This window comes from Actinomadura sp. RB99, from assembly GCF_014706005.1.
GTDB lineage: Bacteria > Actinomycetota > Actinomycetes > Streptosporangiales > Streptosporangiaceae > Spirillospora.
Window position 1 is genome coordinate 49,100 of record NZ_JABMCA010000061.1, and the last position, 14,018, is coordinate 63,117.

Here is a 14,018-nt window from a genome sequence, read left to right on the forward strand (position 1 = left end):
CTCCGCCCGGTGCCGGCCGTTTCCGTGCCCGCCGTCCCAGTGCTGGTAGTCAAGGCGCCTCCCCTTCACCGGGCCGCTCCCGGCACCGTGTTCCGTCCGCCTGTGTTCCCGTCCGCCCGTCGCGTGGGCTTACACTGTGACACATGACGTCGAATCGTCACAACAGGACGGCGGCCCGAACCGCCGACGACGCGGTGCTGGACGCCGCCCGCGACTGCGTGCTGGCGGTCGGGGTGCGCCGCACCACGCTGACCGACATCGCGCGCCGCGCCGGGGTCTCCCGCATGACGCTGTACCGCCGCTGGCCGGACGTCCGCACGATCGTGGCCGACCTGATGACCCGCGAGTGGACCGCGATCGGCACCGCGATGCGGCCCGCCGAGGACGGCCGCCCGGTCCGGCCCCTGCTGGTGGACGGCCTGGTCACCGGCGTCCGCATGTTCCGCGACCACCCGCTGCTCCGCAAGATCGTCGAGGTCGACCCGGAGGCGCTGCTGCCCTACCTGCTGGACCGCTGCGGCGCCAGCCAGCAGGCCTTCCTCGAGATCTTCGAGGAGGCGCTCGCCGCCGGGCACGCCGACGGGACCATCCGCGTGGACCACCCCGGCCGGCAGGCGCGCGCGCTGCTGCTGGTCGTGCAGTCCTTCGGGCTGTCCGCGCAGATCGTGATCGACGAGACCGACCCCGAGCTCCGCTCCGACGCCTTCGACGCCGAACTCCGGCACATCCTGGAGAGGATGCTCTCGCCGTGACCTCCGCCGCCGCGCCGCCCTCGGCGTCGCTCACCGCCGCCCGCCGCGAGCGCGAGCTCGCCGCCCTCCCCGACGAGGTCGTGGACGTCCTGGTCGTCGGGCTCGGCGCGACCGGCGCCGGCGCCGCGCTGGACGCCGCGTCCCGGGGCCTGTCGGTCGCCGCCATCGACGCGCACGACCTGGCCTTCGGCACGTCCCGGTGGAGCTCCAAGCTGATCCACGGCGGCCTGCGCTACCTCGCGTCCGGGCAGGTGGACGTGGCGCACGAGAGCGCCGTCGAGCGCGGCGTGCTGATGTGCCGGACCGCCCCGCACCTGGTGCGCGCCCTGCCGTTCGTGCTGCCGCTGACGCCGCTGGTGTCGCGGTCGCAGGCGGCGGTGTCGCGGGCGGGGCTGCTGGCCGGGGACGCGCTCCGGCTGGCCGCCCGCACCCCCCGCTCGGTGCTGCCCGGCCCGCGCCGGCTGTCGCCGGTGGAGACGCTGCGGCTCGCGCCCGCGCTGCGCCCGTACGGGCTGCGCGGCGGCCTGCTGTCCTGGGACGGGCAGCTCGCCGACGACGCCCGCCTGGTCACGGCCGTCGCCCGGACCGCCGCCGCGCACGGCGCCCGGATCCTGACCCGCTGCCGGGCGGTCGAGCTGACCGGCTCCGGCGCGCTCGTCCGCGACGAGCTCACCGGCCGGGAGATCGCCGTCCGGGCCCGCGCGGTGGTCAACGCGGCGGGCGTCTGGGCGGGCGGGCTGGTGGACGGGGTGCGGCTGCGCCCGTCCCGGGGGACGCACCTGGTGCTGCGCGCGGAGGCGCTGGGCGGCCTCGCCGCCGGGATGCACGTGCCGATCCCGGGCGCGACCAGCCGGTTCATGCTGGTGATCCCGCAGGGCGACGGCCGCGTCTACGTGGGGCTGACCGACGAGCCGGCGGACGGCCCGATCCCCGACGTGCCGGAGCCAACGCCCGGCGAGATCGGCTTCCTGCTGGACATCCTCGGGTCGGCGCTGGACGTGCCGGTGCGGCGCGCGGAGGTGCTGGGGGCGTTCGCCGGGCTCCGCCCGCTGCTGGACGGCGGCGACGGGGCCACCGCGGACCTGTCCCGCCGGCACGCCGTGCTGACCTCGCGGGACGGCGTGGTGACGATCGTCGGCGGGAAGCTGACGACGTACCGGCGGATGGCGCAGGACGCCGTGGACGCGGTCGTCGCGGGCCGCGGCTTGGCCGCGGGGCCGAGCCGCACCGCGTCGCTGCCGCTGGTCGGCGCGGCGCCGCGGGACCGGCTGGACGCGCTGGACGCGCCGCGCCGCCTCGTCCAGCGCTACGGGACGGAGGCGCCGCTGCTGGCCGCGCTGGGGAGGGACGACCCGGCGCTGCTGGAGCCGGTCGTGCCCGGGCTGCCGGTGCTCGGCGTGGAGCTGGCGTGGGGGGCGCTGCACGAGGGCGCCCTGGACGCCGGGGACCTGCTGGACCGGCGCACCCGCGTCGGCCTGGTGGCCGCGGACCGCGCCGCCGCCCTGCCGGCGGCGGAGTCGCTCCTCCCCCGCACCGCGCTGCACTGAGATCCCGGCATCCGACAGACGCCCCTAAAGGCCCCGATACCCCCTCATTTAGACTGGTGTTCCGGGGACCCCGCTGGTGCGACCGGCGAAGCTTAGGTTACCCTTACCTAATCATCGATGATCGCGACCGTACGGCCGGGGGGACTCATTTGACGCGCGGGAAGGGCTGCGGGCACTGCCCGGGAAGCCACACCGGCGAGCGGCCGTGCCTGGCGAGCGCGACCGCCAAGGCGCGCTCCTGGCTGCTGATCGAGCACCCGGGCCCCTGGCCCGAGCGGGTGGCCGACCTGGCCGGGCCGGACCCGGTCGCCGAGGCCGTGCGGGCCGCGCAGGCGGCCGGCGTGCGGCCGCAGCTCATCCGGCGGCCGGGGCGGCGCCGCGCGACGCCGCCCGTCCAGGTCTACGCGGGGTTCTCGTACGGCCGCGAGGCGTGGATCGAGGGCCGGGAACTGGCCGATCCGCGGGAGCTGGCCGCGCTGGACCTGCACGCGCTCGCCTCGGGCCGGTCGCCGGGGCTCGGCGAGCGGCAGGCGGACCCCGTCCTGCTGGTCTGCGCGCACGGCCGGCACAACGCCTGCTGCGCGCGGACGGGCGCCCCGCTGGCCCGATCCCTCGCCGGACGTTTTGACCGCCTTGTCTGGGAAACCACCCACGTCGGTGGTGACCGATTCGCAGCGAACCTTGTATGTCTTCCTCACGGGATCTATTACGGCGACCTCGGCGAGACCCAGGCCGTGGCCGCGATCGACGCCTATCTGCGCGGCGAGGTCGTGCTCGACCGGCTGCGCGGCCGGGCCGGGCGGCCCGAGCCCGCGCAGGCCGCGGAGCACTTCGTCCGCGCGCACACCGGGCGCCTCGAACTGGACACCGTGACCGTGGAGTCGGTCACAGGGACATCCCGCTACGAAGCGGTCGTCACCGTTCAGGAGAGCCGTTACCGGGTCATCCTGGAGGCCGTCGAGCAGCCCGCGTGCGGGCCGGCGTGCGGCGAGAACCTGAGAACCTACGCTGTTACGGAACTCACCCTTCTCAACGCGGCCGCCCTCGTGTAATCTCTCGAAGGCCCCATTCGAGGGTCTCCCTGTCGCACGGCCCCAGGTTTCCGGAGTAACCGGACGGGGAACAGAGCGGCAACTCCAGACGTTGGAACTTTCGGCGCTTCTGACTCATGTCACCCGAAGCACGTCGATGCGTCCATGTCCCGAAATTGTTCGAAACCAATCAAGGTGGGTGTTCCATGGCTCAGGTACGTCGGCAGGCAAACCTCCCTCGTCCCAGCTGGGGCTGGCAGGACGCCGCGGCGTGCCGGGGGGAAGACCTCGTGCTCTTCTTCGGCCCCGACGGCGAGCGCCAGCCCGAGCGTGAGATCCGCGAGCGCAAGGCCAAGCAGATCTGCATGGGCTGCCCGGTCCGCACGGAATGCCTGGACTACGCCGTGTCCCGGCCCGAGAAGTACGGCACGTGGGGCGGTCTGAACGAGGACGAGCGCGCCTCCGAGCGCCGCCGTCGCATGCGCCGCGCCAACGCGGCCTGACCGTCGCACGGCACGCCAGAACCGCTCCCAGCGCGCACCCCGGCACGCCACCGAAAAACGACACGGCCCCGCCCCGCGGGGCCGTTTGCGTTGCCCAGGACCCGGCCGCCATGGCCGGGCCCTGGCGCGTTCGTTCGTCACATGTGCGTCACATCTGTGTTGCGGCCCGCGCGGATTTCCCGGCCGCCTTTACCGCAGCCGGCGCTTCCGTGTGGCTTTTTCACCCGAATTCGCCGCGCCCATTTCCGGCGCGCTCCAGCCACCCGGTCACGTCCCGGTCGGTCAGCTGGTCGAAGTCGCGGTACCACTGGCCGACCGCGCGGAAGTCCCAGGGCGCCGCGGGCACCACCAGGTCGTCCACCTCGGCCTCCAGCGACCGCACGGTGTCCTCGGCGCCCACCGGCACCGCCAGGACCAGCCGGGACGGCCCGCGCCCCCGCAACGCCCGCACGGCCGCGCGCGCGGTCCCGCCGGTGGCGAGGCCGTCGTCCACGACGACCGCGGCGCGTCCGGCGACGTCCGGCAGGCCCCGGCCGCCGCGGTAGGCCGTCACCCGCCGCTCCAGCTCGGCGCGCTCGGCGCGCACCGTCGCGGCCATGTCGTCCTCGGTGAGGCCGAGCCGGTCCAGCAGGCCGCGGTCGAACACCGGCTCGCCGCCCTCGGCGATCGCGCCCACGCCGAGCTCCGGCTGCGGCGGAAACCCGATCTTGCGGGTCACCAGGACGTCCAGAGGCGACCGCAGGCGCCGCGCGACCTCGAACCCCACCGGGACGCCGCCCCGGGGCAGTGCGAGCACCACGGCGCCGTCCAGGCCCATCGGAGCGAGCCGCGCGGCGAGCACCCGGCCCGCCTCCGCGCGGTCGGCGTAGGGCAGCGGGACGGTCTCGTCCGGCGCCGCCGCCCGCTTCGCCGTTCTGTTCCAAGACATTCGGCGCACCCCCTCCCGGGGTCGCGGAAGAGCTCCTGGGAGAGCCCTACCCGCCGGGCGCGCCGGGATTCAGCCCGCGGTGAGCCAGCGCAGCGGGTTGTCCCGCAGGACCGCGTCGAGGGTCGCGTCGTCGGCGCCGGCGGCGCGCAGCGCGGGCAGGAAGGTGTCGAACAGGTAGCCGTAGCCGCTGCCGCCGTACCGGACGATCTGCTCCATCCGCGAGACGCCGGTGCTCAGGAGCACCCGGTCGGCGTGCCCGGCCTCCATCAGGTCCATGACCGCGCGCACGCGGGCCCCGATCGCCGCGTGGTCCTCGCCCGCCAGGCCGAGCGTGCCGAACGACACGTACGCGCCGGACTCGGCGATCTTGCGGTGCTGGCCGGGGTCGTCCACCCGGTCCTGCTGGCCGACGGCGACGCGGTCGGCGGGCAGCCCCGCGGCGGTGAGGATCTCCAGCTGGGCCAGGCCGGCGCGGCCGTAGGTCGCCACCGACAGGCCCGAGTAGCGGGCGGCGCGGGCGGCGGCCCGCAGGCACAGCTCCTCGGCCTCGGTCGGCGCCTCGCCCCAGGTGCCGATCTCGCCGATCACGCCGGGCAGCGCGTTGGTGCCGTCCATCCCGAAGCCGATCTCGGCGAGCAGCCGCTCGGCCAGCCGGTCCACGCCCGACTGGCCTTCCAGCTCTTGCCGGGGGGCCTGGGGGGTCGTCCCCCCAGAATGACGCGCGCCGGGGCCGGCGGCGAGGGCCTCGCGGACGAACGCGGGGTGGAACGGCTCGGTGAACACGCCCGTCCCGGCGACCACCGCGACCCGGGAGCCGGCGCTGACGCGGGCCAGCGCGGCGGCGTTGCGCCCCATGCCCGAGCAGGTCAGGTCGACGACGAGGCCGAGCCCGCGCTCCTTGCGCAGCTCGTTCAGCTCGCGCTGGACGCCCTTCTCCTCGTCCAGCCAGCGCCCCGGGTCGGACGCCACCTGCTGCGGCCGGGCCGGCCAGCGCAGGTCCATCCCCAGGTGCTCGTGGGAGAGCACCGGGCCGGTGATGTCGGACGTCGCGATCGTGCCGGTCACGGTCCGGAGCCGGCCGGTGTCCTCTCGGGGGGTCATGGAAAGCGAGGCTACGACATGTTTGGCCTTTTCAGAGCCTTATTCGTTGCAGTTTTTACCATTCGTCCCGGCGCCGCCGGCGCCGCTCGCGTCCTCGTCCGGCGCGGGCACGGCCGTGGCGGCGGTCGCGCCCGGCCCCTGCCCGCGGGACGCCTCCCCCAGGGCCCGCGCCCGGGCCGTGTCCGCGCTGGGCCACAGCCGGTCGATCTCGGCGTTCAGCGTGGCGCCGATCAGCACCGCGATGGCCGCCACGTACAGCCACGCCAGCACGGCGATCGCGGCGGCCAGCGAGCCGTACACCGACACCCCGCTCAGCGACCCGCTCAGGTAGATCCGCAGGACCAGGCTGCCGACGACCCAGATCAGCAGCGCCAGCACCGCGCCCGGCACCTCCCGCCACCAGGCCGTGCGCACCGGGACGCTCATGTGGTACAGCAGCGCCAGGGAGAGCACCGACAGGCCCACCAGGACCGGCCAGTACAGCACCTGCACGACCGTGGCGCTCTCGGGCACCGCCTGCCGCGCCAGCGTCGGCCCGGCCACCAGCAGCGGGGCGACCACCAGCCCCACGATGAGGCCGAGGACGTACAGGATGAACGCGCGCGTCCGGGTGCGGATGACGCCGCGGATGCCCGACAGCCCGTAGGCGATCGTGATCGTGTCGATGCAGACGTTGACCGCGCGCGAGCCCGCCCACAGCGACAGCACGAAGCCGATCGACACGATGTCGGGGCTGCCGCCCTTGATCACGTCGTCCAGCAGCGGCCTGACGACCGTGTTCACCGCGTTGGGCGTCAGCACGGTCTGGGCGTGCTCGATGGCCCTGTTGCGGATGTCCTCGACGGTCTCCTTGCTGATCACGCTGTGGAAGTGGCCCATGGTGCCGATCAGCCCGAGGGCCAGCGGCGGCAGCGACAGCAGCGCGAAGAACGCGATCTCGGCGGCGAGCCCGGTCACCCGGTAGCGGAACGCCCCGACCGCCGTCCCCCTGACCAGCCGCCACCCCACCGGGCCGCCGGAGCGCGCGAGGACGCCCAGCGCGGCGCAGAACGCCGTGCGGACACGGCCGGCGGCGGCCCGGACGCGCGCCGCCGCCCTGCGGACGCGCGCGGCCGGGCCCGCGGCGCGGCGCGGGGCGTGGTCGGAACGCACGAGAGCGGTATGCCCGTGATCCGATGCCCCATGATCGGAGGCCCCGTCATCGGGGTTCCGGTCCGCCCGCGCGCGCTTGGACGACGCACCGGGCGACCCCTTCCGCGCCGGGGGCACGCAGCCCGGGGATGCGGCGGCCGGGCCGACGGCGCCTCCCATGTCGGCGGGAGGGGCACCGTCGTCCCTGGCCGGGGAGTCGCCGCCGGCGTCCGAGACGGTGGTCACACCGCCCAACCGTAGGGCGTGGGCCGCCGGCGCGCACGGGCACCGCGCCCACGCGGCCGGGTGCGCGAGCATCGATGCCCATCGGTGACAATGAAGGGGTGATCTGCCAGTCCTGCCGAGAACGCCACCACGGGGAGTGCCGTGGCGGCTCGTGGTGCGACTGCCAGCACAAGGCCGCGCCCGCGACGCCGTCGGAGCCGTCCGGGCCCGCCGGGGGGACCGCGCCGTCCGGGGAGCGGGCGCAGGGCGCCGAACCGCCCGTGAACTGGAAGCGTCAAGGATGACACTTCTCACTCGTTCACATTCCGGACGTCACTGGACAGCCCGCGAGACGGCGTGTCACAGTTTGAGCATGACTGCTGCGGACCCGCTGCTGGCCAAGCGCCGGCACGTCGACTTCCTCCGCGTCCGCAGCGCGATCTGTCGCTGACGCCCCAGACCACGCCCCCTTGCTCAGCCGGGCGCGTGGTGCATCGGCGTCACCTTTGACTTCATCCTGCTCAGCGTCGAGCCGGCTGCCTCAGAGCGCCGGTGCGCTACGCGTCCCTCACCACCACAGATGAGGACGCGCGCCGTGCCACCCGCGATCAAGCGCAAGAAGGGCGAGGGCCAGTGGGCCCTCGGCTACCGGGAACCGCTCAACAAGAACGAGGAGAACAAGAAGAACGACGACGGGCTGAACGTCCGCCGCCGGATCATCGACGTCTACTCCAAGACCGGTTTCGACTCGATCGACCCCGCCGACCTGCGCGGCCGGTTCCGCTGGATGGGGCTGTACACGCAGCGCAAGCCCGGCATCGACGGCGGCAAGACCGGGGCCCTCGAGGACGAGGAGCTCGAGGACAAGTACTTCATGATGCGGGTGCGCATCGACGGCGGCCAGCTCAGCGGGCCGCAGCTGCGCACCATCGCCGACATCTCCACCCGGTACGCGCGGGGCACCGCCGACATCACCGACCGGCAGAACGTCCAGCTGCACTGGGTGCGGATCGAGGACGTCCCGGCGATCTGGGAGGCGCTGGAGGCGGTCGGGCTGCACACGATGGAGGCGTGCGGGGACGTGCCGCGCACCATCATCGGCTGCCCGCTGGCCGGCATCGCGGCCGACGAGGTGATCGACGCGACCCGGGACCTGCGCGAGATCCACGACCGGTACATCGGCTCGCCCGAGTTCTCCAACCTGCCGCGCAAGTTCAAGACGGCGATGTCGGGCTGCACCGCGCACTGCACCGTCCACGAGATCAACGACATCGCGTTCGTCGGCGTCGTGAACGAGGCGGGCGAGACCGGCTACCAGCTGTACGTCGGCGGCGGGCTGTCCACCAACCCGATGTTCGCGCAGAGCCTCGGGGTCTTCGTGAAGCCCGAGCAGACGAGCGCGGTCTGGCACGGCGTCACCTCGATCTTCCGCGACTACGGGTACCGGCGGCTGCGCAGCCGCGCCCGGCTGAAGTTCCTGATGAAGGACTGGGGCGCGGAGAAGTTCCGCGAGGTGCTGGAGAAGGACTACCTCGGGTACGCGCTGCCGGACGGCCCCGAGCCCGCCGCGCCGCGCGCGCAGCGCGACCACGTGGGCGTCCACCCCCAGAAGGACGGCGACTTCTACGTGGGGTTCGCGCCGCGCGTGGGCCGCGTCAACGGCGAGCTGCTCGGCGTGATTGGGGAGCTGGCCGACCGGTACGGCTCCGGACGGGTCCGCACGACCATCGAGCAGAAGATGGTCATCCTCGACGTCCCGGAGGAGAACACCGAGGCGCTCGCCGACGAGCTGGCCGAGCACGACCTCCAGGTCCGGCCCTCCACGTTCCGGCGGCAGACGATGGCCTGCACCGGCATCGAGTACTGCAAGCTCGCGATCGTCGAGACCAAGCAGCGGGCCATGGACCTGATGGACGAGCTGGAGAAGCGCCTGCCGGACTTCGATCAGCCGCTGACGATCAACGTCAACGGCTGCCCGAACGCCTGCGCCCGCATCCAGGTCGCCGACATCGGGCTCAAGGGCCAGCTGGTCGTGGACGAGAACGGCGACCAGGTCGAGGGGTTCCAGATCCACCTCGGCGGCCAGCTCGGCGCCTCGTTCGGCAAGAAGGTCCGCGGGCTGAAGACCACGTCGGCCGGGCTGACCGACTACGTCGAGCGGGTCGTCCGGAAGTTCGACGAGCAGCGCACCGAAGGCGAGACGTTCGCCGAGTGGGCGCGGCGCGCCGACGAGGCCGACCTCAAGTAACGGGCAGATCGGAATGAGCGAACGTGCCGCGCCGTTCTACTGCCCGTACTGCGGCGACGAAGATCTCGAACCCCTGGAGGAGCACGGGGCGTGGTTCTGCAACGCCTGCGTCCGCTCCTTCCAGCTGAAGTTCCTGGGTGTCCGAGCCGCCCGACAGACGAAGGAGTCCCGGTGACCCTGCTGGAGACCGACAGACCGACCCTCGACCTCGAGGACATCGTCGAATCGGCCGCCGCGGCGCTGGAGGGCGCGCCCACCCTGGAGGTCATCCGGTGGGCCGTCGCCACCTTCGGCGACCGCATCTGCCTCACCTCGTCCATGTCCGACGCCGCGCTGATCCACCTGGTGTCGAAGGTGAAGCCGGGCATCGACGTGCTCTTCGTCGACACCGGCTACCACTTCGCCGAGACGATCGGCACCCGCGACGCGGTCGAGGCGATCTACCCGGTGAACGTCATCAACGTCACGCCGTCCCGCACCGTCGAGGAGCAGGAGGCCGCGCTCGGCCCCCGCCTCTACGGCCGCAACCCCGACCTGTGCTGCCACCTGCGCAAGGTGGAGCCGCTCGGCCGGGCGCTGGAGGGCTACATGGCCTGGTTCAGCGGGATCCGCCGGGACGAGACCGCCAGCCGCCGCAACCGCCGCGTGGTCGAGTGGGACCGCAAGCGCGGCATGGTCAAGGTGAACCCGATCCTCGACTGGTCGCAGGAGGAGATGGACGACTACATCGAGGACAACGGGGTCATCATCAACCCGCTGCACTACGACGACTACCCCTCGATCGGCTGCGAGCCGTGCACCCGTCCCGTCGCCCCCGGCGAGGACCCGCGCAGCGGCCGCTGGGCCGGCATGGGCAAGACCGAGTGCGGCATCCACCTGTGAGCGTCCCCATGGTCGCGGTGGCGCACGGGAGCAGGGACCCCCGCGCCGCCGCGACCGTCACCGAGCTGGCCGGCGCCGTCCGGGCGCTGCGTCCCGGCCTGCCCGTGCAGGCGTCGTTCCTCGACCACGCGCCGCCGGCGCCCGACCGGGCGCTGGACGCGCTGGCCGGGGACGGCGCCGCCGAGGCGGTCGTGCTGCCGCTGCTGCTGACGGCCGCCTACCACAGCAAGACCGACCTCCCGGGCGTGCTGAACCGGGTGCGGGCGCGGTGGCCCCGGCTGGCGCTGCGGACCGCGCGGACGCTCGGCCCGCACCCGCTGCTGACTGACGCGCTGGAACGCCGGCTGTCGGAGGCGGGCGTGGAGCCGGGCGACCCCGACACCGCCGTGGTGCTGGTCGCCGCGGGGTCGTCCGACCCGGCCGCGAACGCCACGATCTGGCGGCTGGCCCGGGAGTGGCGCTCGCGCGGGTGGCGCGGCGTCGTCCCGGCGTTCGCGTCGGCGTCCCGGCCGACGCCCGCCGAGGCGGTCGCGGCGCTCCGCGACGCGGGCGCGCCCCGCGTGGCGGTCGCGTCCTACTTCCTCGCGCCGGGCTACTTCGCGGACAAGGTCCGCGCCGAGTCGCTGGAGGCGGGCGCCTGGGCCGTCTCCCCCGTCCTCGGCGCGGCGCCGGAGGTCGCCGAGCTGGTCGTCCACCGCTACGACGAGGCCCTGGCCGCCGCCCGCGCGGCCGGCGGCCGGACCGCCACCGCGGTCTGAGGCACCGGCCGCCGAGCCGCAGACCGCCGCCGCCATTCGACATGGCCCTGCCCTGCTAGGCCTCGCCCGGCACCGGGCAGGGCCTAGCGGGCTTCCAGCGGGTCAGCAGGACTTCAGCAGCCGGTCCATGACCCGGACGCCGAAGGCGAGGCCGTCGACCGGGACGCGCTCGTCCACGCCGTGGAACAGGCGGGAGTAGTCCAGGTCGTGCGGCATCTTCAGGGCCTTGAAGCCGTAGCAGCGGATGCCGAGCCGCGAGAACGCCTTGGCGTCGGTGCCGCCCGGGTTGCAGTACGGGGCCGGGTACCCGTCCGGGTCCTCGGCGCGCAGGGCCGCGCCCATCGCGTCCACCAGGCGCCCCTCGTAGGGGGTCTCCATCGCGATGTCGCGGTGGATGAACTCGCGGGACACCCCGGGCGCGAGCAGCGCGTCGACCTCGGCGAGGAACGCCTCCTCCTGGCCGGGCAGGAACCGCCCGTCGACCCCGGCGGTGGCCTGGCCCGGGATGACGTTGATCTGGTACCCCGCCTCCATCATGGTCGGGTTGGCGGAGTTGCGCAGCACCACCTCGACCAGGTCGCGGACGTCGGCGCCCATGCGGTCCACGCTGCCCTCGACGTCGTCGGGGTTGAACGGCACGCCGCGCAGGTCGGCGACCGTCTCCAGCAGGCCGCGCACCGCGCCGATCAGGTGCACCGGGAACGTGTGGTGCCCGATGCGGCTGAGCGTGTCGGCGAGGGCCGTCACGGCGTTCCGGTCGTTGGGCGAGGAGCCGTGGCCCGCCCGCCCCTTGGCGACGAGCCGCAGCCACGCCTGACCGCGCTGGGCGTTCTCGATCGGGTAGAGGCGGCGGGCGGCGTCCAGCGGGTACGAGAACCCGCCGCCCTCGCCGATCGCCTCGGTGACGCCCTCGAACAGGTCGCGGTGCTCCTCGGCGAGCCACCGGCTGCCGTGCACGCCGCCCGCCTCCTCGTCGGCGAGGAAGGCGAGGACGAGGTCGCGGGCGGGCCGCTCCCCCGTCCGCGCGAACTGCCGCGCGGCCGCCAGGTGCACGGCCACGGTGTCCTTCATGTCGATCGCGCCGCGGCCCCACAGGTAGCCGTCGTCGGTGATCTCCCCGGAGAACGGGTGCACCGCCCACTCCGACGGGTCCGCCGGGACCACGTCGAGGTGGCTGTGCAGCAGCAGCGCGTCCGACGCCCGTGCCGGGTCCGCTCCCGGGATGCGGGCGATGACGCTGGCCCGCCCCGGCGCGGACTCCAGCAGCGTCGCCTCGACGCCGACGTCTTCGAGCTTCTCCGCCACGTACTCGGCGGCCTTGCGCTCGTCGCTCGTCGGGTTGGAGGTGTCGATCCGGATGAGGTCCCGGCAGAGGTCGGCGACCTCGTCCTCGGCGTTCCCCACGCCTTCTCCCCTTTCGTTGGTCCCGCTTCGTCGTCGTCCCGCGCCGGTCAGGAGACGGCGGGCTCGGCCTCGGCGGGCGGCGCCGCGGACGGCGCGGAGGTCTCCATCTCGGCGCTGCCGGTCGCCCGCATCAGCCCGGCGAAGGCCAGCGCGACGTACAGCACCATGGCGGTGATCAGCGAGTTCAGCGCGGGGATGCCCCAGTCCACGAACTCGCCGACGCAGAACGCCGCGAGCCACACGGCCAGTGACCCGGGGATCCAGGTGGGCACCCGGTCGGGCAGCCGCCCGGCCGGGCGGGTGGCGTCCAGCACGCCGCGCCGCCGCCGGGCGATCCAGTACTCGGCGACGATGATCCCGCCGATGGGCGGGATCGCCACGCCGAGCAGGGACAGGAAGTCCTTGAAGTGGTCGAGGAAGCCGACCGCGGACAGGACGGTGCCCGCCACGCCGATCACGACGGTGACGGCGCCGCGGTGCAGCCGCTTCCCGAAGACCGTCCCGGCGAAGTTGACGACGCCGAGCGAGGACCCGTAGAGGTTCCAGTCGTTGATCTTCATCGTGGCCAGCACGACGATGATCAGCCCGGCGACGCCGGACGTGCTGAGCACGATGTCGGTGACGTCGCTGCTGCCGGCGGCGTGGCCGAGCATGACGCCCGTCATGCCCACGACGTACTCGCTGAGGATCATCGAGCAGGAGCTCTGCAGCAGCACGTGCCAGGGCCTGCGGTTGTAGCGGGTCATGTCCGGGGCGGTGATCGCGCCGGTCATGTAGCCGCCCGCGATGATCGTGGCCGCCGCCGGGATGGAGATGTGCGCGCCGGTCGGCGCGGCGTTCACCAGCTCCGACAGCGAGTGGTGGGACAGCTCGGTGCCGACGCTCCAGGCGACGAGCCCGAAGAACAGCGGCACCGCGATCCGGGCCACCCAGATCATGATCGTGAAGCCGTACATCACCAGCAGGGTGAGCACGATCCCGGCGACCACGCACCACAGCCAGGGCGGTCCCCCGGCCAGCCGGCTCATGCTGCTGCCGAAGATGCCGTTCTGCACCCCGAACCAGCCGACCAGGCTGATCCCGATCACCAGGCTGACCAGCGCGGACCCGTTGCGTCCGAAGCCGGCGAAGCGGGTCAGCATCGTCATCGACAGGCCCTCGCGCTGCCCGGCGGCGCCGATCGCGAAGATGACGACCTCCAGGATCACCGCGCCGAGCGTGAACGCCCAGAACGCGTCCCAGAACCGCATGCCGACGCCGAGGGTCGCGCCGAGGACGAACTGCGACAGCGACCCGGACTGGGCGAGCCACTGCATCAGCATGGAGCCGAAGCCGTAGCGGCGCGAGCGCGGGACGCGGCTCAGCGCGTAGTCGTCGTTGCCGAGCTTCATGCGGCCCTACCTTCTTGATCGGGTTGAGCGAGCCGTTCGTAGGGTTGGCTGGCCCAGGGGTGCCGGGTGTGGCTTTCATGCGGCTGCCGAAGGTGTGGTTCAGGACGCTTCGCCGCC

13 protein-coding genes are annotated in these 14,018 nt (G+C 73.6%); 8 read left to right on the plus strand and 5 right to left on the minus strand.

Annotation, left to right across the window (positions count from 1 at the left end; all coding sequences use genetic code 11):
- Positions 1-143 precede the first annotated feature (143 nt).
- The 4 genes from amrb99_RS37440 (at position 144) to amrb99_RS37455 (ending at position 3,833) form a co-directional block, all read left to right on the plus strand.
- On the plus strand, positions 144-752 hold the full coding sequence (locus amrb99_RS37440) for a TetR/AcrR family transcriptional regulator (protein WP_190865359.1): 609 nt from the start codon (positions 144-146) through the stop codon (positions 750-752).
- Positions 749-2,299, plus strand: coding sequence for an FAD-dependent oxidoreductase (locus tag amrb99_RS37445; RefSeq protein WP_190865361.1), 1,551 nt, complete (start codon positions 749-751; stop codon positions 2,297-2,299). Before amrb99_RS37440 ends, amrb99_RS37445 begins: the two co-directional genes overlap by 4 nt.
- Positions 2,300-2,448: 149 nt before the next feature.
- Positions 2,449-3,351 (plus strand): sucrase ferredoxin, encoded by a 903-nt coding sequence (locus tag amrb99_RS37450; RefSeq protein ID WP_190865363.1) that lies wholly within the window; start codon positions 2,449-2,451, stop codon positions 3,349-3,351.
- A 185-nt stretch (positions 3,352-3,536) separates the two neighbouring features.
- Positions 3,537-3,833, plus strand: coding sequence for a WhiB family transcriptional regulator (locus amrb99_RS37455; protein WP_021600082.1), 297 nt, complete (start codon positions 3,537-3,539; stop codon positions 3,831-3,833).
- A 220-nt stretch (positions 3,834-4,053) separates the two neighbouring features.
- On the opposite strand, the gene amrb99_RS37460 is transcribed toward amrb99_RS37455, so the two are convergent.
- From amrb99_RS37460 to amrb99_RS37470, 3 genes are all read right to left on the minus strand, one after another.
- Positions 4,054-4,761, minus strand: coding sequence for a phosphoribosyltransferase family protein (locus amrb99_RS37460; RefSeq protein WP_190865365.1), 708 nt, complete (start codon positions 4,759-4,761; stop codon positions 4,054-4,056).
- Between the two features lie 69 nt (positions 4,762-4,830).
- The gene (locus amrb99_RS37465) at positions 4,831-5,862 is read right to left on the minus strand and encodes an aryldialkylphosphatase (RefSeq protein WP_190865367.1); all 1,032 of its coding nucleotides are present in this window, start codon (positions 5,860-5,862) and stop codon (positions 4,831-4,833) included.
- A gap of 39 nt (positions 5,863-5,901) precedes the next feature.
- Positions 5,902-7,014 carry a YhjD/YihY/BrkB family envelope integrity protein gene (locus amrb99_RS37470; RefSeq protein WP_190865369.1) on the minus strand — a complete coding sequence of 371 codons (1,113 nt, stop codon included), beginning with the start codon at positions 7,012-7,014 and terminating at the stop codon, positions 5,902-5,904.
- Positions 7,015-7,798: 784 nt separating this feature from the next.
- Between amrb99_RS37470 and amrb99_RS37475 the strand changes: the two genes are divergently transcribed.
- The 4 genes from amrb99_RS37475 to amrb99_RS37490 are packed head-to-tail and all read left to right on the plus strand — an operon-like array spanning position 7,799 to position 11,106.
- A complete protein-coding gene (locus amrb99_RS37475; protein ID WP_190865371.1) occupies positions 7,799-9,466 on the plus strand; it encodes a nitrite/sulfite reductase in 1,668 nt (555 codons plus the stop codon).
- Positions 9,467-9,479: 13 nt separating this feature from the next.
- A complete protein-coding gene (locus tag amrb99_RS37480) occupies positions 9,480-9,641 on the plus strand; it encodes a hypothetical protein (RefSeq protein ID WP_190865373.1) in 162 nt (53 codons plus the stop codon).
- Positions 9,638-10,348 carry a phosphoadenylyl-sulfate reductase gene (locus amrb99_RS37485; RefSeq protein ID WP_190865375.1) on the plus strand — a complete coding sequence of 237 codons (711 nt, stop codon included), beginning with the start codon at positions 9,638-9,640 and terminating at the stop codon, positions 10,346-10,348. Before amrb99_RS37480 ends, amrb99_RS37485 begins: the two co-directional genes overlap by 4 nt.
- A gap of 8 nt (positions 10,349-10,356) precedes the next feature.
- Positions 10,357-11,106: a sirohydrochlorin chelatase gene (locus amrb99_RS37490; protein ID WP_190865393.1), complete on the plus strand. Its 750-nt coding sequence runs from the start codon at positions 10,357-10,359 to the stop codon at positions 11,104-11,106.
- Positions 11,107-11,208: 102 nt separating this feature from the next.
- On the opposite strand, the gene amrb99_RS37495 is transcribed toward amrb99_RS37490, so the two are convergent.
- Together amrb99_RS37495 and amrb99_RS37500 are read right to left on the minus strand one after the other, a co-directional pair.
- Entirely contained in the window at positions 11,209-12,510 is a 1,302-nt protein-coding gene (locus tag amrb99_RS37495; RefSeq protein WP_190865377.1) for a M20/M25/M40 family metallo-hydrolase, read from the minus strand.
- A gap of 47 nt (positions 12,511-12,557) precedes the next feature.
- On the minus strand, positions 12,558-13,901 hold the full coding sequence (locus amrb99_RS37500) for a cytosine permease (RefSeq protein ID WP_190865379.1): 1,344 nt from the start codon (positions 13,899-13,901) through the stop codon (positions 12,558-12,560).
- Between the last annotated feature and the right edge of the window lie 117 nt (positions 13,902-14,018).

Excerpts from the sequence above, each read along its gene's own strand:
- amrb99_RS37440 (WP_190865359.1), top strand. The coding sequence starts at position 144 with ATGACGTCGAATCGTCACAACAGGACGGCGGCCCGAACCGCCGACGAC.
- amrb99_RS37455 (WP_021600082.1), top strand. The coding sequence starts at position 3,537 with ATGGCTCAGGTACGTCGGCAGGCAAACCTCCCTCGTCCCAGCTGGGGC.
- amrb99_RS37460 (WP_190865365.1), bottom strand. The coding sequence starts at position 4,761 with ATGTCTTGGAACAGAACGGCGAAGCGGGCGGCGGCGCCGGACGAGACC.
- amrb99_RS37465 (WP_190865367.1), bottom strand. The coding sequence starts at position 5,862 with ATGACCCCCCGAGAGGACACCGGCCGGCTCCGGACCGTGACCGGCACG.
- amrb99_RS37475 (WP_190865371.1), top strand. The coding sequence starts at position 7,799 with ATGAGGACGCGCGCCGTGCCACCCGCGATCAAGCGCAAGAAGGGCGAG.
- amrb99_RS37480 (WP_190865373.1), top strand. The coding sequence starts at position 9,480 with ATGAGCGAACGTGCCGCGCCGTTCTACTGCCCGTACTGCGGCGACGAA.
- amrb99_RS37490 (WP_190865393.1), top strand. The coding sequence starts at position 10,357 with ATGGTCGCGGTGGCGCACGGGAGCAGGGACCCCCGCGCCGCCGCGACC.
- amrb99_RS37500 (WP_190865379.1), bottom strand. The coding sequence starts at position 13,901 with ATGAAGCTCGGCAACGACGACTACGCGCTGAGCCGCGTCCCGCGCTCG.